Origin of the sequence: Actinacidiphila guanduensis, from assembly GCF_900103985.1 — a bacterium.
GTDB lineage: Bacteria > Actinomycetota > Actinomycetes > Streptomycetales > Streptomycetaceae > Actinacidiphila > Actinacidiphila guanduensis.
This window is the reverse complement of record NZ_FNIE01000008.1, coordinates 154,498-177,796: the sequence shown is the minus strand read 5'-3', so window position 1 is coordinate 177,796 and position 23,299 is coordinate 154,498. Positions and strand designations below refer to the sequence as shown.

Sequence of the window (23,299 nt, the reverse complement as noted above, 5' to 3'; positions counted from 1 at the left end):
CCCCACCGGTCCCCGCGGCGGGCGCACCCATGTCAGGCCCCGGCGGTGGGCACCCAGCTGCCGTGGAAGCCGAGCGGCACCGGCTTCGGCAGGTGCACGCGGGCCACCGGCGCGGCCGTGAAGTCCTGGGCGGCCAGAACCACCAGGTCGGCGGCACCGCGGTCGGGATCGTGGACGTAGGCGAGCACATAGCCGTCGTCCTCCGCGCGGCTGTGCCGGGCCGGCACGAACACCGCCTCGCTCGCGGCCGCGCCCTTCGGGAAGCGGTGGACCTGCGTGGTGCCGCGCCGCAGGTCGTGCTTGAGCAGCGCGTTGGAGAACGCCGCGTCCGGCGGCACCCCGTCGACCGTCTCGTAGGCGCCCCACATCGCGGCGGCGGTGGCCGCGTAGCCGTAGCGGTGCCGCCGCGAGACCAGCGACTCGCGCACCCGCGGGAACTCCTGCGGCCGGTCGTCGATCCGCCGCACCTCGGCCGTGCCGCGCGCCAGGTCGACCGTCATCCGGTCCAGGTGCGGGGTGCCGAGCGCCGACGGGCCGTCGCAGCCGCGGCCGGCGGCGAAGAAGGGCGCGGGGAAGCCGGTGTACTCCACGACCACCTTCCCGCCGCTGTCGTAGGCGTTCAGGGTGTGCGAGTAGTACGTGCCGGGGTCCGCCTCGAACCACCGGACGGGGCCGCCGGAGCGCGGCATCACTCCGACCCGGGCCGGGTGGGCGTCGTTCCAGGTGTACGGCACGAGGGCGCCGGCCTGCGCGGCTGCCGCGTCGAAGGTGACCGGCATGTCGAAGACCACCACATAGTGCTCGGTCAGGGCGAAGTCGTGCATCATCGGGCTGTCGGCGACGGGGATGCGGGTGGTGCGCGCCACCCGCCCGGTGCGGTCGACCACCAGGTGCCTGACGTGGTCCCAGGTCGGGTAGTACGTCACCGCGTGCAGCTCGTCGGCCGCCTCGTCGTACTTGGTGTGCGCGGTGAAGGCGTCGCTCAGCGAGCCGCCGAAGTCGAACGGGCCGCGCGTCTGCAGTTCCTCGCCCAGCGCGTAGGGCATCGGGCCGGACTCCTGGAGGGCGAGCACCAGGCCCTTGTAGCCGATGACATGGGTGTTGTTGGCGAAGTCGTTCGGCGGGGCCTGCCACGGGTAGGGCTCGCCGAGTGCGGCGGCCGTGTCCGAGGAGCGCACCCAGCGGTTGCGGTACCACTCGGCGCGGCCGTCGCGCAGCCGCACCCCGTGCACCATGCCCTGGCCGAGCATCCAGTGGTGCGCGCGGGGGTCCTCCAGGCCCAGCACGTTGGGCCCGTTGCGCAGGTAGCGGCCGTCGAGTTCGCGCGGGATGCGGCCGGTGACGGGCAGGTCGAAGGCGGTCACCTCCTCGGTGGCGGGGGCGAAGGCGCCGTGGAGGAAGGGGAAGAGGTCGGTGTCCCGCGGCCTTTGCGCCCCTTTTGTTCCGCCGCTCGCCCTGCCGCTCGCCCGGGTGGGCGCCGCCGCGCGGGCCGTGCCCGCGCCGCCCACCGCCGCGAGCCCGCCGATCGCCGCCGCGGCCGAGCCGCGCAGCACCCCGCGCCTGCCGAAGTCCACCATGTCCCGAACTCCCCGTCCTCACCGTGCTCCTGGGCCGGCCGCGGGGCCGCGGCCGCCGTACCGAGACTCCCGCGCCGCGGCCCCGGGCTCACTGGCGCAGGCGGGTGTACCCGGGGTGGGGAGAAGGGGACCCTGAGAGGTGGAGAAAGGTGTACCCCTCTTCTCGTCCTTCTCGTCCTCCTCGCTCTTCTCGCCGTCCTGACCGGCCCTCTTCGCGGCGTGCCCGCAAAGCTTGGTCCGTCCTTTACACAACACCCGGGAACTGCGGGGAAGGTCCGGAAGTCACTTAAGTGTGGGCCGAAATGGCCGGCCAAGGCGGCGCCGGACGGTGTGGGGATACCGGGAGCGGCCGCGGGCAGCAGCGGTGAAGCGGCGCGCGCAGGCGCGGAAGAGTTGCGGACGAGTGGAGTACGGGCACATGGGCCGGGTCAGGACCAGCATGGGGATCGCGCTCGTGGCGGGCGCGGTGCTCGCCGGGACGAGTGCGTGCGGGGGGAGTTCGGCAGCGTCGTCATCGGCGGCGGACGCGAAGGAGAAGCCGGCGCCGGCCGCGAGCACGGCGAGCCCGAAGCCGACGAAGCCCAAGCCCCTCGGCCCGCCGATGCTGCTGGACACGATCACCCCGGCCACCGGCACCACGGTGGGCGTGGCGATGCCGATATCGGTGGTCTTCAGCAACCCGGTGGCGCCCTCGGCGCGGGCCGGCATCGAGAAGGCGATGCGGATATCCACCTCGGTGCCCGTCACGGGCGCCTGGCACTGGTTCTCCGACACGCGGGTGGACTTCCGCCCCGAGACGTACTGGAAGCCGGGCACCCGCGTCACGGTGGACGCCGACATGACCAACGTGCCCAACGGCAACGGCCGGTACGGCGTGCACTCCTACCACCACACCTTCACCATCGGCTCCGACGACGAGGCGCAGGTCTCGGTGAAGGACCACACGATGAAGGTCACCCACAACGGCACGGTGGTGAAGACCTTCCCGATCGACGCGGGCAGCCCGACCTGGCCGTCCTGGGACGGCACGATGGCCGTGATCGACAAGTCGAAGGAGGTCCGGATGACCTCCTGCAGTGTCGGCATCAGCTGCAACAAGTCCAGCCCGGACTACTACGACCTGACGCTGCCGTGGGACGTCCACCTCACCACGTCCGGCACGTACGTCCACTACTCCACCGGCGACCCGTACCCGGGCCACAGCTACGGCTCGCACGGCTGCGTCCACCTGTCCATGGCGAACGCGAAGTGGTTCTACGACTTCGTCCGCCAGGGCGACCCCATCACGATCACCGGCTCCCCGCGCGGCAAGGCGGCCGGCGACAACGGGTACGCGGACTACAACCTCGACTGGTCGACATGGCTGAAGTCCAGCGGCGAGGGCCAGATCACCACCCAAACCGCGTGACACCTCGCTGATCTCCGCCGAAGGGCGCCGCGGGCCCGTGCCCGCGGCACCCTCGCGCATGCCCGGGTCCGCCGGGTCCACGGCGCTCCCTTGGGCCCGGGGTGACGCGGGCGCGGGCAGCGCGGGCAGCTGCAGCATGGCTCGGGCCCCGGCTCCGCGCCTGACTGGGCGCCGGACCCGGGCCACCCGGCCCGTTTCCCTCCATGGCACATCCCGGCGCCATCCCGGTACCCGGCCCGGTGTGCTCCGGTCCGGCGAACGTGGGGCGGGCGGTGGGCGGTTCGGGGCGCCGTACGGGAGGGGGGCGGCCGGGCGGCGTACGGTGAGGGGCGCGGCCGGGTTCCCGTGTCCGGCGGCGCCGTTCCCCGAGCCGATCCCGCAGCACCGTAGGAGCCGCCCCCGTGGCCACCCGCCCGCAGTCCCCCGCCCCCGCAGGCCCCGCCCGGCCGGCCGCGCCACGGATCGGCCTCGGCCTGGCGGCGGTCGGCCGCCCCGGCTACATCAACCTGGGCCGTGACCGGGACCTGCCGCCGGGGCGCGGCGTAGGGGCGATGCGCGAGCGCACCCACGAGCTGCTGGACCGCGCCTACGAGAGCGGCGTGCGCGACTTCGACGCGGCCCGCTCCTACGGCCGCGCCGAGGAGTTCCTCGCCGAGTGGCTGGACGCCGCCGAGCGGCCCGACGCGGTGGTCTCCAGCAAGTGGGGCTACACGTACACCGCGGACTGGCGGGTGCAGGCCGAGGCGCACGAGGTCAAGGACCACAGCCTGGCGACGTACCAGCGGCAGCTCGCCGAGACCCGCGCCCTGCTCGGCGACCGCCTCGCCATCTACCAGATCCACTCCGTCACGCCCGACAGCCCGGCCCTCACCGACGCGGCCCTGCACCACGCGCTGGCCGAACTCGCCGCTGAGGGCGTCCTGGTGGGGCTCTCCACGAGCGGTCCGGAGCAGGGGGAGGCGATCCGGGCGGCGCTCGCCATCACGGTGGACGGCGAGCCGCTGTTCCGTTGCGTGCAGGCGACGTGGAACCCGCTGGAGCCCTCCGCGGGGCCCGCGCTGGCGGAGGCGTACGCGGCGGGGTGCCGCGTGATGGTCAAGGAGGCGATGGCGAACGGGCGGCTCGCCGTTCCCGAACCGCTCGTCGCCGAGGCGCTGGCGCCCCTGGTCGCCGCACACGACATCACGCACGACGCCCTCGCGCTCGCGGCGGCGCTGCACCAGCCGTGGGCCTCGGTGGTCCTCTCCGGCGCGGCCACCGCCGCCCAGCTCGACTCCAACCTCACCGCCCTCACGGTCCGCCTCACCCCCTCCGACCTCACCACCCTCTCCGCCCTGGCCGAACCCCCCACCACGTACTGGCGCCACCGCGCGTCACTCCCATGGAACTAGCAAGCCCAACTCCCCGCCGCTAGGGAGGGCGGCTCCCCGCCACGGGGTCCCCTCTCGTCGCCGCCTGCCACCCGGTGACGAGTTGTGGGGGTGCCCCCTCTGGGGGGGCAGTTCCCCGCGCCCCTGCAAACCCCGCCCTTCACGCCCAGGAGCAAGCCCCACAGGGGCGCGGGGAACTGCGCGACCAGCCCAGAACCAACCCGCAGCCGGAAACGGCGAAGCAGAGGCAGACGAGCTGCCTTAGGGGCGCGGGGAACTGCGCGACCAGCCCAGAACCGACCCGCGCCCGGGAACGGCGAGACAGGGGCAGACGCGTCCCCGAAGGGGCGCGGGGAACTGCGCGACCAGCCCAGAACCGACCCGCGCCCGGGAACGGCGAAGCAAGGGCAGACGCGTCCCCGAAGGGGCGCTGGGGGTACCTCCCAGGCGAAGTTCTGGGGGAGGAACTGCGCGACCAGCCAGGACGGCGCGGCAGTCGGCGACGGGCCAGTGGCCCAACGGCGAGAATCCGCACCGTAGAAGGCGAAATTCGGCACCGTAGAAGGCGAAATTCGGCACCGTGGAAAACCACCGGCCGCTGCCGGCCGGAAGGCCCGAGCGCGGGCACGTCGCACACGGCGGCCGGCAGCAGCCGGAATCGGTGGGGCTCGCCGCGCCCCTGAGCAGCGGGTGCCGTATCTCAGGGGCGCGGGGAAACCCCCGCAAGCGGGGCACCAAGGCGACGGGCGGTCAGGCACCCGACACCCACCCGGCACCCCGCAGGGGACCGCGCCCCCGAGCAGCGGGTGCCGTATCCCGGGGGCGCGGAGCGAGGAGCGGTCAGCGGCCCCCTGTGATGAGGCGGGCGCGCTGCTCGCGGCCCGGACCGCCGTAGGGGTAGTCCGCGGGAGCCGGATCGCTGGCCCGGTCGAGGCGGGCCGTCTGCTCGTCGGAGAGATGAACGGACACGGCCCCGAGGTTGTCGTCGAGCTGCGCGAGCGTACGCGCGCCGAGGATGACCGAGGTCACCGCGGGCCGCGCCGCGAGCCACGTGAGAGCGACCTGCGCCATGGACGCCCCGAGTTCACCGGCCACGGCCCCGACCTCGCCGACGACGTCCCACGTCCGCTCCTGCGCGCTGCGCCGCTTGTACGCCTCCATCCCCCGCTCGGGGTTCTCACCGAGGCGCGTCGCCCCGCCGGGCACCTCGTCGCGCCGGTACTTGCCGGTGAGCCAGCCGCCGCCGAGCGGGCTCCACGGCAGCAGCCCGAGCCCCTCCGACAGGCACGCCGGCACGATCTCCCACTCGATCTCCCGCGCCAGCAGGCTGTACTGCGGCTGGAGCGTCACCGGCCGGGCGAGCCCGCGGAAGTCGGCGACGTCCACCGCCTTCTGCAGCTGCCAGCCGGTGTAGTTGGACAGGCCCGCGTAGTGGATGCGGCCGCGCCGCACCGCGTCGTCGAGGAAACCGAGCGTCTCCTCGATCGGCGTCAGCGGGTCCCAGGCGTGCATCTGGTAGAGGTCGACGGACTCCACGCCGAGCCGCCGCAGCGAGGCGGTGAGCGCGCGGTCGAGGTGGCGCCGGGAGAGCCCGACGTCGTTGGGCGCGGAACCGGTCGGGAAACGGCCCTTGGTGGCGATGACGACCCGGTCGCGGATGTCGGCCGGCCGCGCGGCCAGCCAGCGGCCGACGATCTCCTCCGAGGCGCCGCCACTGTAGACGTCGGCCGTGTCGATCAGCGTGCCGCCCGCCTCCACGAAGCGGTCCAGCTGCGCGAACGCGCCCTCCTGTGACGTCTCCGAGCCGAAGGTCATCGTCCCGAGCGCGTACGCCGAGACGCTGCATCCGCTGCGGCCGAGGGTGCGGTACTCCATGGGCGGCTCTCTCTCCTTGGGGGCGCGTACGGGGCCGCGACCATGCTCACCCCGTACCGCCGGGGCCGTCCAATAGAAGAAAGAGAACAGATTCATCGGCTAGATTTCTCAATCATGGAACTGCGCCAGCTGGAGTACTTCGTCGCCGTCGCCGAGGAGCGGCACTTCACCAAGGCCGCCCAGCGGCTCATGGTCTCCCAGTCGGGGCTGTCCGCCTCCGTCCGGGCGCTGGAGCGCGAGCTGGGCTCGGCCCTCTTCGTCCGCACCACCCGCAGCGTGGAGCTGACCGGCGCGGGGCGGGCACTGCTCGGCGAGGCCACCCGCACCCTGGCCGGGGCCCGGGCCGCCAAGGAGGCGGTCGCCGCGGTGCAGGGCCTGCTGCGCGGCAGCCTCGCCGTGGGCACCGAGCAGTGCGTGAACGTCGACGTGGGCGCCCTGCTCGCCCGCTTCCGCGCCCGGCACGAGAACGTCGAGGTGCGGCTGCGCCAGGCGGGCTCGGCGGTGCTCGCCCAGGACGTCGCGGACGGCCGGCTGGACCTGGCGTTCATCACCCTGCCCGGGCCCGCGCCCGACGGCGTCCGGCTCCTCCACCTCACCAGCGACCCGATGGTGCTGCTCTGCGACCCGGCGCACCCGCTGGCCGGCGGCCCGGCGGTGAAGTGGACGGAGCTGGCCGACGAGACGTTCGTGGACTGGCACCCCGACTGGGGCGCCCGCCGCCTGACCGACGAGGCGTTCGCCCACAGCGGCACCCCGCGCCGGGTCGCCCTGGAGGTCTACGACGTGCACACCCTGATCGACCTGGTCCGCCACGGCCTGGGCATAGCGGTCGTTCCGCAGCCCATCGCCCGCAAGGAGCAGGCCGCGACACTGGCCGCGGTGCCGCTCGCCGGATCACCGGAGCCGCAGTGGGAGGTGTCGGTCGCGCTGCCCGAGGGAGACCGGCCGAGCCCGGCGGCCCGCAAACTCCTGTCGTACCTGGACCGCTGAGCCCCACGCCACCGAGGAGACCCGGACCCGATGCCCGAGACGCGGCTCGACCCGAAGCTCGACCTGGACACCGCCCGCGCGACGCTCGACAGCCAGCCCTTCAGCCGGCTGCTGGGCGCACGGATCACCGCCTTCGGCGACGGCTCGGCGGTGCTGGAGGTCCCGGTGCGCGACGACCTGCGCCAGCAGAACGGCTTCCTGCACGGCGGTGTGCTCGGGTACGCCGCCGACAACGCGATCACCTTCGCGGCCGGCTCCGTCCTCGGCCCGGCGGTGCTCACCGGCGGGGTGAGCATCCAGTATCTGCGCCCGGCCGCGGGCGCCACCCTGTCCGCCCGCGCCCACACCGTCCAGGCCGGCCGCCGCCAGGCCGTCTGCCGCTGCGACCTGTACGCGGTGGACGAGACGGGCACCGAGACGCTGTGCGCGGTGGCGCAGGGCACGGTGCTGAGGGTGGAATCGCGGGAGCGGTAAGGCAGTTCGGCCGTACGGTCGGCCGCCGGGGTCGCCCCGCGGGTGTCGGCGGGGCGGCGACGGGCCGCCGGGCGTGCGGGCCTGGGGTGCGGCCGCCCTGCGGCGCCGCCCGGAACCGTCCGGGTGAGCGGCGGCCGACCGCTCCCCCGCGACCGTCCGCCCCACCCCACCCCGCCGCCTACTCCCGGCGGGTGCCGTGGTGGGTGAGCAGGCGGGTCAGCAGGTCGGTCAGCTCGGTGCGTTCGGCGGGACTGAGGGGGGCGAGCAATTCGTCCTGGACCTCGGCCAGCAAGGTGTCCAGCCGGCGCAGCCGCTCGCGGCCGGCGGCGGTGGCCGTGACGACGTTGCGGCGCCGGTCCTCGGGGTCGGGGGCGCGCTCCACCAGCCCGCGCGCGGACAGTTCGTTGATGACCGCGACCAGGTCACTGCGGTAGATGCCGGTACGCCGGCTGAGCGTGGCCTGGCTCGCCGGGCCGGCCTCCTCCAGGGCGGCGAGCACGGCGTAGTGCCACTTGCGGGCGTCGGCCTCGGCGAGGCGGCCGCTGAGGATGCGCTCGCCGTGGGCCGCGGTCAGCCCCAGCAGCCGGCTGGGCAGCCGGCGCAGCCGCTCGGGGGTGTCCGCCAGGTCGTCCGCACCCGGCATGTCGTGCCCGTGGTCCATGACCGCATCGTACTCTCGGCCGTTTGTCGACCTAACGACACGGCGTCCCCGGGCCGACGGTACCCTTCGGTCCGGACGAAAGGACGGCCCGCCATGCCTCTGCAGATCAGAGCCACCGACGCCGAGCACCCGTCGGCGCTGCTCGACCTCGCCTGGGGTCTGCCGCTGGCCGAGTGGCCCGAGGAGTCCCTGGTCGCCCTGCCCCGCGGCATCTCCCGGCACGTGGTGCGCTTCGCCCGGGCCGGCGACGAGGTGGTGGCGGTCAAGGAGGTCGGCGAGTGGGCAGCCGACCGCGAGTACGCCCTGCTGCGCGACCTCGACCGCCTCGCGGTGCCCGCGGTGGACGCGATCGCGGTCGTCACCGGCCGGGTCGCCGCCGACGGCACCCCGCTCGAACCGGCCCTGATCACCCGCCACCTGGACGGCTCGCTCCCCTACCGCTCGATGTTCGAGACGACCATGCGCCCCGGCACCGTCAACCGCCTGCTGGACGCCCTGGCCGTCCTGCTGGTCCGCCTGCACCTGGTCGGCTTCGCCTGGGGCGACTGCTCGCTGTCCAACACCCTCTTCCGCCGCGACGCCGGCGCCTACGCGGCCTACCTGGTGGACGCCGAGACCGGCCAGCTCCAGCAGCAACTCTCCACCGGCCAGCGCGAGTACGACATCGAGCTGGCCCGGGTGAACATCGCGGGCGAGCTGATGGACCTGGAGGCGGGCGGCTCGCTGCACCCCTCGGTCGACCCCGTCACCTTCGCCGAGGCGATCTGCTCGCGCTACACCGACCTGTGGCACGAGCTGACCCGCGAGTCGGTCTACCCGGTCAGCAAGCGCCACTACATCGACCGCCGCATCCGCCGCCTGAACGACCTCGGCTTCGACGTCGCCGAGATGCAGATCCAGCGCTCCCCGGCCGGCGACACCGTCACCTTCCTCCCCAAGGTCGTCGACGCGGGCCACCACCAGCGCCAGCTCCTGCGCCTGACCGGCCTGGACACCGAGGAGAACCAGGCCCGCAGCCTCCTCAACGACCTCGAGCAGTGGATGGCCACCCAGGACGACTACGCGCCCGGCGACGCCCTCGGCGCCCGCCCCGAGGTGCTGGCCCACCGCTGGGTCCGCGACGTCTTCCGCCCCACCGTCCGCGCCGTCCCCCGCGAGTTGCGCGGCTCCATCGACCCGGCCCAGCTCTACCACGAACTCCTCGAACACCGCTGGTACATGTCCGAACGCGCCCAGGGCGACGTGGGCCTCGACGCGGCCGTCAAGTCCTACATAACCGAGGTCCTCCCCCACCGCACCCCGGACCCCACCCCGAACCCCAGCTGACAGACCCCCACCGCTCCAGGCACCCAACCACCGCCCCTGCTCAGCGCCGTGCATGGACAGGCACCAGGCAACTCCCGCCGCCCACCACCGCCCACGTAGCCGGACAGGCACCTGGGTGCTTCCCCTGCCCACTTCCGTCCCTGAACAGGCACCCAACCGCTTGCCTGAGCCACCACCGAGACCACTCAGGCGCCCAACTACCGCCCCTGCTCAGCGCCGTGGCACCGTGGCCGGACAGGCACCCGATCACTCGCCCTGGCCGGTCACCGGGCCATCCGAAACTATCGGCTGGAGTGGCTCGGCAGGCAGAGGTCGAGCAGGCAGAGTCCGCTCGCGGTGGGACTCCCGCTCGGCGTCTGCGCCCCGCCGCCGCCCGGCGCGGTGGCCGTGGGCGAGGCGGTCGCGCGGCTCGGCGTGGTCACGGCCCCGGATGCCGTACTCGTCGGCAACGACGACCGTTTCCCGCCGCCGCCCACCCCGCTGGTCCTCGTCCCCCCGACCTTCCCACCGGACGTGTGCGCCGCTTCGGGCACCCCCGAAGTCGCGCCGGGCACGGCCCCATCGGATGCCTCGGCCGACCGCGAGGTCGTCACCGACACCCCGGCGCTGGCGGGCACCTTCTCCGGCCGCCCCTTGGACGACGACCCCGCCGAGGCAACGGCGACGGTGATCGCCCCACCCACCACCACAACAGCGACAGCCGCCGCGATCCCCCGCCGCTTCCGCCGCCGCGCCCCCTCTCCCTCCAGCTCCTCGAACCCCAACTCCCCACCACCGGACCCGAACTGCCCCGGGCCCCCCACCTCACTCCGATCGACCTCAGCCGGCAGCGCCACGGGCACGACCACGCCACCACCGCGCGACTCCCCCTGGGATATGGGCACCAGAGCCCCACCCCCCACCTGCCGGACCTCTTCCCGATCCCGGGCACCACCCTTACCCGCAGCACCCTCGCCAGCGGAGCCACCCACCAGCACGGAGTCCCCACCCCGGGAGCCCCCCACCACAGTGGAACCGGCACCACCGAGGCCACCCACCTGCGTGGAGCCCCCAACGGAGCCACCGTCCACCCGAGAACCCCCGACCACAGAATCGGAACCCCCGTCCGAAGACCCCCCTCCCAGGGCCCCGTCCCCGGCTGAACCCCCTTCGCGGAAAGCCTCCTTGGCCCCTTCCCCAGCGGAACCCTCAGAAGAAGAACCCCCTTCGAGCGCCCCGCCCCCTCCGAGCCCTGGGGACACTTCGGACTCCGCCCCCGCGTCGAGGATTCCGGCCTCGGAGTCGACCCCGGAGCCGACGTGGGGATCGATGTGGGGGTCGATGTCGGGGGCGTAGGCGCCGCAGCCAGGGCACATGAAGGCGCCGTTGAGGGTGCGCCGGCGGGAGGTGCAGTAGTCCATGCGCGGGCTGTCAGCGGCGGAGGCAGGGCGGTCGGGAACGCGTGGCGCCGCGCTCTCGGATCGCCTGGTCTCGGCCGGACTCGCCGGGCTCCCTTTTCCCATGGCCCGACAGGCTAGTTCACCCACCGCCTGGACGCCCGCACCGGCGCAAGTGAGTACGGTCACCCGGGCAGTACCCCAACCGCCCGCAAACGAACGGGAACCCACGGGCAACCGGGACCCCAAGGCCGAGCGAAACCCACCGGCACAGGGATCCCGGCGAACCGGACCCAAAGACCGAGCGGAACCCCACGGCCGAACCGGAACCCACAGGCGCACGGAACCCGGCCGAACCGGAACCCGCGGGCGCAGGGGAACCCACCGGCACACGGAACCCCCGGCGCTGAACCCCGGTACCTCAGGGCGCGGGTGGCTCAAGAGCCCCCGGACGGAGCCGTGCGGCGGCACCCCACCAGAAGGGCGGAGAGGGGAGGGGGTGGGGTGCGAAATGCTTCCGTGTATTTGTGGGCCGCCAGGCCCGTAAATATACGATTTCGCACCCCACCCCCGGACCTCGCAGCCCGGCCGGCACCCCCGAAAAGTACAACCCCGCAAAAACCCCGTAGCGAGCAGAGAAAGGACAACCGCCCCCCGTTCAACCCGCGTTGGCCGTGACACAGTGGTGCGCATGAGACGGGCGGGACTAAGGTCCCTTCGGCGCCAAGCAGCACCGCAGCAGAGCCCCGCAACACCGCACCGCAACACCGCAGCAGAGCCCCGCACCACCGCAGCACCGACGCACCGCAGCAGCGCAGCACCGGCGCCGCACACCCGCCGCCACGGCGGGACCCGAAACCGGCCCGCGCCTGGTGCGGGACCGGTCCACCACCCTTGCCTGGGGGTCGCGTTGACCGCACACGCCACGCTCCACCGCGCCGCCGTCACTCTGATCGCAGCCGCTGCCCTGACCGTCGCCGGCACCGCCTCCGCCCACGCCGATCCGACCCAGGTCTGGACCCGCACCGGCAGCACCACCGTGAGCTCGCTCACCGGCGGTGAGGGCATCGCCACGAAGGCCGACGGCTCGCTGCTGACCCGCGGACTCGGCTCCATTCCGCTGCGCCTGCGGGTCGCGGGTTGGAACCACGTCGGGGACCCGGACATCGTCAACGGCTACGTGTACGACGCCTACCAGGGCGGCGACGACGCCACGTCGAAGATGTTCGAGGTCACGACACCGTCCGGTAAGACCTACGATTACACGCACCCGCTGGACGCGGGCGAGCTGCTGAACAACTCGTTCGCGGCGGTGTCGCCGGACGCGCAGTGGCTAGTGGAGGGCGAGTGGGGCACGGTGAACCGCCTCCAGGTCTTCCCGGCGCCGCTCACGAACCCGTCCACCCCGGCCACCGGCGGAACGCTGCCGCAAGCAGGCCAGATCACGCTTGACCACGCGGTGGACGACATCCAGGGCTGCGACTTCGTCTCGGCCACCCGCCTGGTCTGCGCGTCGGACGACGCGGCGAAGGACGTGCTGCAGGTGGACCTGCCGCACGCGCTGGACGGCACCGCGGTGACCGGCCAGGTCAGCACCCTCTTCCAGATCCCGCAGAGCAGCGTCTGCTCGGGCACGTTCGAGGCGGAGGGCGTGGACTACGACGTAGCGGCGGCCACCCTCCGCGTGGAGATCGTCCCCCCGAGCGTCTGCGAAGTGGCCACCACCGTCTACTCCTACAAGCCGACCAGCTGAACCCGCACCCCCTGCGACGCCTCGCCCACCACCCAAGGGCGAGACGTCGCAGGGCGCACGTGGAGTGACCGGCCTGGCGGCCGGACACGGACCAGCGGGGGCACCCCCGTAGCCGTCCCCGCAGCGGCCCGTGGCGGACCGCCGTCCCCGCCCGACCCGCCGTCAGGCGAACGCGTCGACCCCCGTCAGCGAAGCGGAAAGCGCCCACAGCCGCGCCGCCTCCTCGGGATCGACCGCGTAGGGCTTGACCCCCTTGCGCGTGCCGGGCGGCGCGGGCACCGCGATGTCGCAGTCCTCCAGGTACACCCCGCCCTTGCCGTCGAGCTGCGGCGAGGTCGCGGCCCACACCTGCGTGGCGGCGCCCTGCTCGGGCGTCTTGAAACCCGGCGGGTTGAGGGGGGTGCCGTCCTCGTCGATCCACCCGCGGTCGACCATCTCCTGCTTGGGCAGGTGCCGCTGCAGCGGCGTGAGGATGCCCCCGGGGTGGACCGCGAACGCCCGGACCCCGCGCTCGGCCCCGTACCGGTCGAGCTGGACCGCGAAGAGCGCGTTCGCCGTCTTGGCCTGTCCGTACGCCTGCCACTTGTCGTAGCCGCGGGTGAACTGCACGTCGTCCCAGCGCATCGCGGAGTTGTGGTGGCCGCTGGAGGAGACGGCGACCACCCGGCCGCCGCCGCGCTCGATCGCCGGCCACAGCCGGTTGACCAGGGCGTAGTGCCCGAGGTGGTTGGTGGCGAACTGGGCCTCCCAGCCGGGGCCGACACGTGTCTCGGGGCAGGCCATGACGGCCGCGCTGTCGATGACGATGTCGATGGCGCGCCCGGAGCCGAGCAGCCGCTCGGCGAAGCTCTTGACGCTGTCGAGGTCGGCCAGGTCCAGCTCGTCCAGCTCGACGTCCTCGATGCCGGCGAGCGCTTCCCTCGCCGTGTCCGGCCGGCGGGCGGGCACGACGACGTGGGCGCCGGCCGCGGCCAGCGCGCGGGTGGTCTCGATGCCGATGCCCGAGTAGCCGCCGGTGACGACCGCGAGCTTCCCGGTCAGGTCGATGCCCTGCAGGACGTCGGCGGCGGTGCTCTGCGCGCCGAAGCCCGAGGGAATGGGTTGCTGTGCTGTGGTCATGTCTTCAACGCTAGGAGTTCGAGTGCGCTCCACCACAAGACCCGCGCGGGCGGTCAGGGAAGTCCGCGGGCGGCCCGGAATCGGGCGCTCGCCTCGGCGAGGTCGGCGATGGGCGCGGGGTAGTCGAGGCGGTCCCGCTCCGGCGCCGGCAGCGTCCAGGGCCGGTGGACCGCGGAGCCGCGGACGGCGGCGAGTTCGGGCACGTGGCGGCGGACGTAGGCGCCTTCGGGGTCGTACCGCAGGGCCTGGCGGAGCGGGTTGAGCACCCGGTTGGGGCGGGTGTCGGTGCCGGTGCCGGCGACCCACTGCCAGTTGAGCTGGTTGGCGGCCACGTCGCCGTCCACGAGCAGGTCGAGGAAGTGCCGGGCGCCGTGTCGCCAGTCCAGGTAGAGCGTCTTGGTGAGGAAGCTCGCGGCGAGCAGCCGGCCGCGGTTGTGCATCCAGCCCTCCTCGCGCAGCTGGCGCATGGCCGCGTCCACGATCGGGTAGCCGGTGCGGCCGTCGCGCCAGGCGGCCAGGTCCTCGCGGGCGGCCGCTCCGGTGCGCCAACGGTCGTGCCGGGGGCGGTAGTCGGCGCGGGCCGCGTCGGGGCGGGCGGCCAGCACCTGCTGGTGGAAGTCGCGCCAGGCGAGCTGGCGGACGAACGCCTCGGCGCCGGGGCCGCCGCGGGCACGGGCCCGGTGCACGGCCTCCACCGGCGAGAGGGTGCCGAAGTGCAGGTGGGGCGAGAGGCGGGAGGTGCCGTCGGCGGCGAGGTCGTCGTGCCTGCGCTCGTAGGCGTCGGCGGACGAGCGCAGCCAGGAGGCCAGCCGGGCGCGGGCGACCCGCTCCCCGCCGGCGGCCAGGCCGGGGGACGTGCCGGGGACGCCGGCGCGGGAGGGCAGCGGCTCGGAGCCGATGGCGTCGGGGACGCGCACGGCCTGGGGCGCGCGGCCCGGGGTGCGCAGCCGTTCGGCCGACCAGCGGCGGAAGTAGGGGGTGAAGACGGCGAAGTGGCCGGTGGAGCCGGGGGTGACGGCGCCGGGGGCGAGCGCGGTGACCACTTCGTCGTGGACGTCGAGCCGCCGCCGGTCCGCGGCCAGCGCGGTGCGCAGCCGCTCCTCGCGGCGCCGGGCGAACGCGCTGGTGCCGGCGGCGACATGGACGGTGCGGGCGTCGGCTGTCGCGGCGACCTCGCGGACCTGCTCGACGGTGTCACCCGAGCGCAGGACGAGCCGGCCGCCGCGTTCGCGCAGGGCCGCGTCGAGGTCGGCGAGGCAGTCGTGGAGGAAGGCGAGCCGGTTGGGCGCGGCGAAGCCGGCGGCGTCCACGGCGGGGTCACGGACGAAGAGCGGCACGATCTCGTCCGCCTCGTCCAGCGCGGCACGCAGCGGCGGGTGGTCGTGCAGCCGCAGGTCGGCGGTGAACAGGACGAGCGAGGTGGTCACCGCGAATCCCCCTTTCCGGGCCGGGCGTCGGGCCCCGCGTCGGTTCCGGCGTCGGTTCCGGGCCCGGCGGCGCGGCCTTCGGGGCGGGCCCGTGCGCCGGCTGCCGTACCGGCTTCGGCTTCCGCGGCCGCCGCGATGTTGCGGGCCATGCCGCCGAAGACGGCCGCGTGGAAGGGTGCCACGCTCCACCAGTAGGCGTGCCCGGCCAGGCCGCGGGGGTGGAAGAGGGCACGCTGCCGGTAGGTGGTGCGGCCGCGTTCGTCGGTGCCGACGTGCATTTCCAGCCAGGCCAGGCCCGGCAGCCGCATCTCGGCGCGCAGCCGCAGCAGGCGTCCGGGTTCGATCTCCTCCACGCGCCAGAAGTCCAGGGTGTCGCCGGCCCGCAGCCGCGCGGCGTCGCGGCGGCCGCGGCGCAGCCCGACGCCGCCGACGAGCCGGTCGAGCCGGCCGCGCACCGCCCAGGCGGCCGCGAAGGAGTACCAGCCGTGTTCGCCGCCGATGCCCTCCACCACCTGCCACAGCGCCTGCGGCGGGGCGTCGACGGTGCGTTCGCGCACATCGGTGTAGAGGCTCCCGCCGGCCCAGTCGGGGTCGGTGGGCAGCGGGTCGCTGGGGGCGCCGGGCACGGAGGCGGAGGACCAGCGGGTGGCGACCTGGGCCTCGCGCACCCGCTGGAGGGCGAGTTCGACGGACCGGTCGAAGCCGATGGGGTGGCCGGGCGGGTCCGGCAGGTACCGGGTGATGTCGTGCTCGCGGCAGACGACCTCGTGGCGCAGCGACTCCGCCAGCGGCCGGGCGATGGCGCCGGGTACGGGGGTGACCAGGCCGATCCACTGGCTGGAAAGACGCGGGGTGAGGACGGGCAGCGAGACGATCACGCGGCGGCGCAACCCGGCGACGGCAGCGTAGCGCTGCATCATGTCGCGGTAGGTGAGGACGTCGGGGCCGCCGATGTCGAAGGCGCGGTTGACGTCGGGCGGCAGGCCGGCGCAGCCGGCGAGCAGCCGCAGGACGTCGCGGACGGCGATGGGCTGGATGCGGGTGCGCAGCCAGCTGGGGGTCACCATGACGGGCAGCCGCTCGGTGAGGTAGCGCAGCATCTCGAAGGAGACCGAGCCGGAGCCGATGACGGTGGCGGCCCGCAGCACCGCGGTGGGCACGCCGGAGTCGAGCAGGATGCGGCCGACCTCGGCGCGCGAGCGCAGGTGCGGGGAGAGCTGCTCGTCGGGGACGCCGGAGGGGGTGAGGCCGCCGAGGTAGACGATCCGGCGCACGCCGGCCGCTCTCGCCTGCTCGCCGAAGACGCGGGCGGCGCGGGCGTCGGTGGCCTCGAAGTCGCGGCCGGTGCCGAGCGCGTGGACGAGGTAGTAGGCGACCTCGACGCCCTCCATGGCGGCGCGTACGGAGGAGGCGTCGGTGACGTCGCCGGGGACGACCTCGGCGCTGCCGGCCCAGGGGTGGTCGCGCAGCCGCTGCGGGGTGCGGGCCAGGCAGCGCACGGTGCGGCCGCGGTCGAGGAGTTCGGGCACCAGGCGGCCGCCGATGTAGCCGGTGGCGCCGGTGACCAGGCAGGAGGGGCGGGTCCCGCCCGGGTCCCGCCCGTGCTGCTCCGCCGTGCCGCCGCTCATGGGCTCCGCCCTCTCCCCGTCCGATACGGGTCCGCCGTGGTGCCGCCGTCAGACCACCGCCGGTCTGCGGTGGCGCTGCCGTCGAGCCGCCGCCGGTCCACCCGGTGCCGCCGCTGGTCCGCCGTGGTCCCGCTGTGTCTCCCCACCCATACCGTGCGGGGCCGCCGGCGGCGGTCTGGGCGCGCCCGGACCGAGGGCGGTTCACCTTCACCGCCGACACCTCCAGAACTTTCAGCAGAAAGTTCGGTTGTAACGAAGCACGGTCTGGATATTGCACAGCAGTGTCGATGACATTACGGTCTGCTGTGCATCGCCGCCCGCCCCCCACTCCCAGCCCCGGCTCCCGCGTCACCTGGCCGCCCTGCCCCCACGGAGGCGGCAAGGCGCACGGCCACGCCCAGACCGCGCCCTTGAGCGGCGCCCGCACGTCCCCCCTTGCTCTGCGCTCGGTTCCACCCCGCGGCGCCGACGGTGCACAGGACCGGCATTGCGTGTCGAAAGGAGCAGTAGATGTTCCAGGCCATCAAAGGCCCGATCAGAAGCCTGAGAAGAGCGGTCGCGGTGGGAGGGACCACCGCGGTCCTCGCCGCCGGCGGCGCGATCGTGCTGGCCGCGGCGCCCGCGTCGGCGGCCGCCACCGGAGGCAGCGGGGCGAGCCTGCCCTACGTGGAGGTGCAGGCGGAGAACTCCGCCACCAACGGCAGCGTGATCGGCCCGAGTTGGACCCAGGGCCAGCTCGCGGACGAGGCGTCGTACCGCAAGGCGGTGACGCTGCAGGGCACCGGCAAGTACGTCACGTTCACCACGCCGGTGGCGACCAACTCGATCGACTTCCGCTACAGCATCCCCGACAGCTCCAACGGCTCGGTCTACACCGCCCCGCTGTCGCTGTACGTCAACGGCACCAAGCAGAGCGACTTCACGCTCACCAACGCCTACAGCTGGTACTACGGCAGCTACCCGTTCACCAACTCCCCGGGCAGCAACCCGCACCACTTCTACGACGAGGCGCACCGGCTCTTCCCGACCACCTATCCGGCCGGCACCACCTTCAAGCTGCAGGTCGACTCGGGCGACAACGCCTCCTCCTACACGATCGACTTCGCCGACTTCGAGAACGTCGGCGGCGCGCTGCCGCAGCCGTCCGGCTCGGTCTCGGTGACCAGCGAGGGCGCCGACGCCTCCGGCCAGGCCGACTCCACCAGCGCCTTCAACGCCGCGATCAGCGCGGCCGGCCCGGGCGGCACGGTGTGGATACCGCCGGGCACGTTCAAGGTCCCCGGCCACATCGCGGTCAACAACGTCACGGTCGCCGGCGCCGGCATGTGGTATTCCACCGTGACCGGTGCCGCGCCCGGCTTCTACGGCAACTCCGCGCCCTCGCCGAGCAGCAACGTGCACCTGCAGAACTTCGCGATCTTCGGCGACGTGCAGGAGCGCAACGACAGCGCCCAGGTCAACGGCATCGGCGGCGCGATGAGCAACTCCTCGGTGTCGAACATCTGGATCGACCACATGAAGGTCGGCGCCTGGATGGACGGGCCGATGGACAAGCTCACCTTCAGCGGGATGCGCATCCGCGACACCACGGCCGACGGCATCAACTTCCACGGCGGGGTCACCAACTCCACGGTGACCAACAGCGAGATCCGCAACACCGGTGACGACGGCATCGCCACCTGGGCGGACTCCTCGCTGGGTGCCGACGCCAACGACACGATCTCCAACAACACCGTCGAGCAGCAGATCCTCGCCAACGGCATCGCGATCTACGGCGGCCACGACAACACCGTCTCGGGCAACCTGGTGCAGGACACCGGCCTCACCCAGGGCGGCGGCATCCACGTCGGCCAGCGCTTCACCTCCACGCCGGTCGGCACCACCGACATCACCAACAACACGATGATCCGCGACGGCAGCCTCGACCCGAACTGGCAGTTCGGCGTGGGCGCGTTGTGGTTCGACGGCAGCCAGGGCGCCATCAACGGCCCGATCAACGTGACCAACGCGCTGATCGAGCAGAGCCCGTACGAGGCCGTGCAGTGGGTGGAGGGCACCGTCAGCGGGGTCAACCTCAACAACGTGACCATCGCCGGCACCGGCACCTTCGCCCTGCAGGAACAGACCGGCGGCGCCGCGAAGTTCACCAACGTCACCGCGACCGGGGTGGGTTACTCCTCGCCGGTCTACTCCTGCGAGGGCGGCAACTTCCAGGTCACCGACGGCGGCGGCAACTCCGGGATCTCCGGGACCCCCTACTGCGGCGGCTTCCCGGCGCCGGTCTTCCCGCCCTACCCGGCCAGCGGTGTGACCGCCAACCCCAGTGCCCTGGACTTCGGTTCGGTGCCCACCGGCACCACCAGCGGCGCCAGGACCGTCACCGTCTCCAACCCGACCGGCGCGGCCGCGGCCGTCTCCTCGATCGCCGCCACCGGTGACTTCGCGCAGACCAGCACCTGCGGCAGCTCGATCCCGGCGGCCGGCTCCTGCACGGTCTCGGTGACCTTCAAGCCCACCGCCACGGGCGCCCGCAGCGGTTCGCTGACGGTCAACGCCGGCGGGGTCACCAACACCGTGACCCTCACCGGCACCGGCACCGCGCCCGGCCCGGTGCTCGGCGCCGACCCGGGCGGGCTGTCCTTCGGCGGCACCGTGGTGGGCACCACCACCGCGGCCAAGACGGTCACGCTCACCAACACCGGCACCACCAGCGCCACCATCTCGGGTGTCACGGTCAGCGGCGACTTCGCGCAGACCAACTCCTGCACCACGCTGGCGGTCGGAGCCTCCTGCACGGTGAACGTCACCTTCAAGCCGACCACGGGCGGCACCCGCTCGGGCACCCTCACCGTCACCAGCAACGCCAACAACAGCCCGACCACGGTGGGACTGAGCGGCAGCGGCATCGACAGCAGCACCAACATCGCGGCGGGCAAGACGGCTTCGGCCAGCTCCGCCAACAGCCTCTACCCCGCCTCGAACGTCACCGACACCGACGCCTCCACCTACTGGGAGGCCACCGGCGGCTTCCCGTCGTGGGCACAGGTCGACCTCGGCCAGAGCTACTCGGTCGGCAAGGTGACGCTCAAGCTGCCGCCGGCCACCGCGTGGGCGGCCCGCGCCCAGACCCTCGCGGTCCAGGGCTCCACCGACGGCCAGTCGTTCACCAACCTGGCCGGTCCGGCCGGCTACACGTTCGACCCGGCTACCGGCAACACCGTCACCATCTCCTTCAACGCGGCCACGGCGCGCTACGTGCGGGTCAACATCACCGCCAACACCGGCTGGTCGCAGGCCCAGTTGTCGGACCTGGAGGTCTTCCCGGCGGGCGGCGGCACCAGCCCGTCGTCGGCCACCCTGTCGGCGAACCCGACCTCGCTCGCCTTCGCCGACCAGGCGCCGGGCTCCACCAGCGCGGCCAAGACGGTGACGCTCAGCAACACAGGCAACGCCGCCGCGACCATCTCCTCGATCGCGGTCACCGGTGACTTCTCGCAGACCAACACCTGCGGGTCCACCATCGCGGCCGGCGCGTCCTGCACGGTGAGCGTGAAGTTCGCGCCGCAGGCGTCCGGCGCCCACACCGGCACCCTCACCGTCGCCGGCAACGCGTCCAACAGCCCGACCCTGGTGGCGCTGAGCGGCACCGGGACCGGGACGGTCAGCACCAACCTGGCCGCGGGCAAGCCCACCACCGAGTCCAGCCACACCGACGTCTACCCGTCCTCGAACGTGACCGACGGCAACCAGGCGACGTACTGGGAGAGCGCCAACAACGCCTTCCCGCAGTGGGTGCAGGTCGACCTCGGCTCGGCGCAGAGCGTCAGTCGGCTCGTGCTGCAGCTGCCGGGCGGCTGGGACGCCCGCACCGAGACGCTGTCCGTGCAGGGCAGCACCGACGGCAGCAGCTTCACCACCGTGAAGTCCGCCGCCGGCTACACCTTCGACCCCAACGGCCAGAACACCGTGACGGTCACCTTCTCCGCCACCACCCAGCGCTACATCCGGCTGAACTTCACCGCGAACACCGGGTGGCCGGCCGGTCAGCTCTCCGAGCTGCAGGTCTGGAGCAGCTGAACCCGGGCCGGGGCGGACCCGCACGGTCCGCCCCGGCCCGTACGGGGGCCGGTCACCGCAGTACGGCCGGCACCTGCCCGCCGTTGCGGACCGATTGCTGCCGCCGGCCGGTACGACCTGAACCGCCGGCCGCGCGGTCGGGCGGTGCCGCCGGGCTCACCCGAGCCCGGCGGCACCTGCCGTCCCGGCGGCTTCTCCCTCTGCCTCCGCCGTCACCCGCGGCGCTTTCCGTTCCCGCCCCGCCCTGGTGACCAGCAGCGTGCCGACCCCGGCGAGCAGTCCCCAGAACGCCGAGCCGACACCGAGCAGGGTCACCCCCGAGGCGGTGGCGAGGAAGGTGACCACGGCGGCCTCGCGGGTGGCGTCCGCGGCCAGCGCCGTCTGCAGCGCGCCGCCGATCGTGCCCAGCAGGCCGATCCCCGCGGCTCCGGCCACCAGCGGCGGCGGCATCGCTGTCAGCAGGGCGCCGACCGTGCCGCCGAAGACGCCGACGAGCAGGTAGCCCGCGCCCGCCCACACCGCCGCAACGAACCGGCGCGCGGGGTCGGGGTGCGCGTCCTTCCCGGCGCAGATCGCGGCCGTGATCGCGGCCAGGTTGATCCCGAAGGCGCCGAAGGGCGCCAGCACCGCGTTGACCGCGCCGGTCCAGCCGGTCAGCGCCGAGACCGGCACCTCGTACCCGGCGCCGCGCAGCACCGCGACCCCCGGCAGGTTCTGCGAGGCCATGGTCACGACGTAGAGCGGCACGCCGACGCCCACCAGGACGTGCCAGTCGAAGCGCGGGGCGGTGAAGACCGGCGCGCTCGGGGTGAGCGTGATGTGCCCGGGCCCCCAGTCGCCGGCCGCGGTCACCGCGAGCACACCGGCGAGCAGGCCGGCGGGCACGGCGTAGCGGGGCAGCCACCGGCGGGCGGCCAGGTAGGCGGCGAACATCGGGAAGAGGGTGCCGAAGCTGCCGTGCATCGAGCGGAACAGGCCGGTGCCGAACTCCAGCAGCACCCCGGCGAGCAGGGCGGAGGCCAGAGCGACGGGTATGGAGGCCATCGCGCGGGCGAACCAGCCGGTGACGCCGCTGAGCACGATCAGCAGCGCGGAGAGCAGGAAGGCACCGACGGCCTCGCCCATGGACACCCCGTGCAGGCTCGTGGCGAGCAGGGCGGCGCCCGGCGTGGACCACGCCGTCAGGACCGGGATGCGATAGCGCAGCGAGAGCCCGATGCAGGTGGCGCCGATCCCGACGCCGAGGGCGAGCATCCAGGACGCGAGTTCGGCGCGGTCCGCCCCCGCCGCCCGCGCGGCGGCCAGGACGACGGCGGCCGAGCTGGACACGCCGATCACCACGGTGATCAGCCCGGCGGTGACGGCCGAGGGCGGGGCGGCCGCGTTCAGGACGGCGGCGAAGCGGGAGGGCACGGCGGGTCTCATCACTCATCCCGGGGTCGGGCGCGGGTGCGGCGGCAGGGCGGGACGGCGTTCCGCGGGGGTCCGGCGGCCTTGCGACGGTGTCCGGCTGGGCTCGACGGTGTCCGGCTGCTGCGGGCAGCGTTCGGCCGTGCTCAGCGGTGCTCCGCAAGCCGCGTTCCGTAAACAGAACGTTCCGTGTGCGGAACGCTAGGCCGCCGGGCAGGGTCCCGTCAACGCTGTTTCGGCTCCCGCCGGGCTCGCATGGACTCCACCCGGCGGTAGCTCCAGTAGAGGAGCGCCAGCAGGATCAGGCCCGAGAGGATGAGGCTCGACCCCGTGCTCCAGCCGGCAAAGGGGAGCCAGGAGAAGACGCGCACGCCCCACAGGACGCCCGCCGTGATCAGGCCGAGGCCCGCGAGGACCGAGCCGGCGATCCGCCAGCGCGAGGAGACGCTCGCCTCGGCGCCCGCCAGTGCCTGCTCGCGCACCGGTTCCACCAGCCGGGCCACCGCCGGGACCGCCCGCGACAGCAGCACCAGCCCGGCGAGCACCAGCAGCAGGCCGGGGCCGGGGAGGACCAGCAGGGCCACGCCGACCAGCACCAGCAGCCCGCCGGCCGTGGCCAGCAGGACCCGCGTGGCGGGGTTCAGCCGCCGCTCGACCGCGCGGCCCTCCTCCTCGGCCCGCTCCCCGGTGTTCTGGGCTGTGGACCGAGTGCGCGCCCGTGGTGCGTTCACGTGTCCACCGTAAACGGAGCGTCCCGCTCGCGCGTGCGCGAGAGGAGGCGACGCGAGGTGGCGACCCGAGGTGAACGACCGGGGAACGAGGAGGAGC

Annotated in this window: 15 protein-coding genes; 7 read left to right on the top strand and 8 right to left on the bottom strand. The window is 73.7% G+C overall.

From position 1 onward, the window contains the following. Nucleotides 1-32: 32 nt before the first annotated feature. Nucleotides 33-1,577: a carotenoid oxygenase family protein gene (locus tag BLR33_RS18830; protein WP_093785679.1), complete on the bottom strand. Its 1,545-nt coding sequence runs from the start codon at nucleotides 1,575-1,577 to the stop codon at nucleotides 33-35. A 418-nt stretch (nucleotides 1,578-1,995) separates the two neighbouring features. Here BLR33_RS18830 and BLR33_RS18825 point away from each other — a divergent pair, with 418 nt between their 5' ends. Both BLR33_RS18825 and BLR33_RS18820 read left to right on the top strand, forming a co-directional pair. Then, the gene (locus tag BLR33_RS18825) at nucleotides 1,996-2,985 is read left to right on the top strand and encodes a L,D-transpeptidase (RefSeq protein ID WP_093785678.1); all 990 of its coding nucleotides are present in this window, start codon (nucleotides 1,996-1,998) and stop codon (nucleotides 2,983-2,985) included. 401 nt (nucleotides 2,986-3,386) lie between these two features. Continuing rightward, nucleotides 3,387-4,376 (top strand): aldo/keto reductase, encoded by a 990-nt coding sequence (locus tag BLR33_RS18820; protein WP_245771503.1) that lies wholly within the window; start codon nucleotides 3,387-3,389, stop codon nucleotides 4,374-4,376. Between the two features lie 819 nt (nucleotides 4,377-5,195). Here BLR33_RS18820 and BLR33_RS18815 read toward each other — a convergent pair. After that, entirely contained in the window at nucleotides 5,196-6,230 is a 1,035-nt protein-coding gene (locus BLR33_RS18815) for an aldo/keto reductase (RefSeq protein ID WP_093785677.1), read from the bottom strand. A 114-nt stretch (nucleotides 6,231-6,344) separates the two neighbouring features. On the opposite strand from BLR33_RS18815, the gene BLR33_RS18810 reads away from it, so the two are divergent. Then, complete coding sequence (locus BLR33_RS18810; RefSeq protein WP_093785676.1) at nucleotides 6,345-7,220, top strand: LysR family transcriptional regulator; 876 nt, start codon at nucleotides 6,345-6,347, stop codon at nucleotides 7,218-7,220. A 30-nt stretch (nucleotides 7,221-7,250) separates the two neighbouring features. Beyond that, the gene (locus tag BLR33_RS18805) at nucleotides 7,251-7,694 is read left to right on the top strand and encodes a PaaI family thioesterase (RefSeq protein WP_093785675.1); all 444 of its coding nucleotides are present in this window, start codon (nucleotides 7,251-7,253) and stop codon (nucleotides 7,692-7,694) included. A 178-nt stretch (nucleotides 7,695-7,872) separates the two neighbouring features. On the opposite strand, the gene BLR33_RS18800 is transcribed toward BLR33_RS18805, so the two are convergent. Then, nucleotides 7,873-8,355 carry a MarR family winged helix-turn-helix transcriptional regulator gene (locus tag BLR33_RS18800; RefSeq protein WP_093785674.1) on the bottom strand — a complete coding sequence of 161 codons (483 nt, stop codon included), beginning with the start codon at nucleotides 8,353-8,355 and terminating at the stop codon, nucleotides 7,873-7,875. Nucleotides 8,356-8,448: 93 nt separating this feature from the next. On the opposite strand from BLR33_RS18800, the gene BLR33_RS18795 reads away from it, so the two are divergent. Then, nucleotides 8,449-9,681: a DUF4032 domain-containing protein gene (locus tag BLR33_RS18795; protein WP_093785673.1), complete on the top strand. Its 1,233-nt coding sequence runs from the start codon at nucleotides 8,449-8,451 to the stop codon at nucleotides 9,679-9,681. Between the two features lie 2,286 nt (nucleotides 9,682-11,967). Further along, a complete protein-coding gene (locus BLR33_RS18785) occupies nucleotides 11,968-12,810 on the top strand; it encodes a hypothetical protein (protein ID WP_407639698.1) in 843 nt (280 codons plus the stop codon). Between the two features lie 162 nt (nucleotides 12,811-12,972). Here BLR33_RS18785 and BLR33_RS18780 read toward each other — a convergent pair whose 3' ends face one another. From BLR33_RS18780 to BLR33_RS18770, 3 genes are read right to left on the bottom strand one after another with little or no spacing between them, the layout of a single operon-like run. Further along, nucleotides 12,973-13,929 carry an SDR family NAD(P)-dependent oxidoreductase gene (locus BLR33_RS18780; protein WP_093785671.1) on the bottom strand — a complete coding sequence of 319 codons (957 nt, stop codon included), beginning with the start codon at nucleotides 13,927-13,929 and terminating at the stop codon, nucleotides 12,973-12,975. 53 nt (nucleotides 13,930-13,982) lie between these two features. Further along, nucleotides 13,983-15,356: a cryptochrome/photolyase family protein gene (locus BLR33_RS18775; protein WP_093785893.1), complete on the bottom strand. Its 1,374-nt coding sequence runs from the start codon at nucleotides 15,354-15,356 to the stop codon at nucleotides 13,983-13,985. After that, nucleotides 15,353-16,984 (bottom strand): SDR family oxidoreductase, encoded by a 1,632-nt coding sequence (locus tag BLR33_RS18770; protein WP_107408897.1) that lies wholly within the window; start codon nucleotides 16,982-16,984, stop codon nucleotides 15,353-15,355. Before BLR33_RS18770 ends, BLR33_RS18775 begins: the two co-directional genes overlap by 4 nt. Before the next feature lie 510 nt (nucleotides 16,985-17,494). Between BLR33_RS18770 and BLR33_RS18765 the strand changes: the two genes are divergently transcribed. Beyond that, nucleotides 17,495-21,061, top strand: coding sequence for a choice-of-anchor D domain-containing protein (locus BLR33_RS18765; RefSeq protein WP_093785670.1), 3,567 nt, complete (start codon nucleotides 17,495-17,497; stop codon nucleotides 21,059-21,061). Between the two features lie 156 nt (nucleotides 21,062-21,217). On the opposite strand, the gene BLR33_RS18760 is transcribed toward BLR33_RS18765, so the two are convergent. Further along, nucleotides 21,218-22,486: a benzoate/H(+) symporter BenE family transporter gene (locus BLR33_RS18760; RefSeq protein ID WP_093785669.1), complete on the bottom strand. Its 1,269-nt coding sequence runs from the start codon at nucleotides 22,484-22,486 to the stop codon at nucleotides 21,218-21,220. A gap of 209 nt (nucleotides 22,487-22,695) precedes the next feature. Then, nucleotides 22,696-23,202, bottom strand: coding sequence for a PGPGW domain-containing protein (locus BLR33_RS18755; protein ID WP_107408896.1), 507 nt, complete (start codon nucleotides 23,200-23,202; stop codon nucleotides 22,696-22,698). Nucleotides 23,203-23,299: the final 97 nt, after the last annotated feature.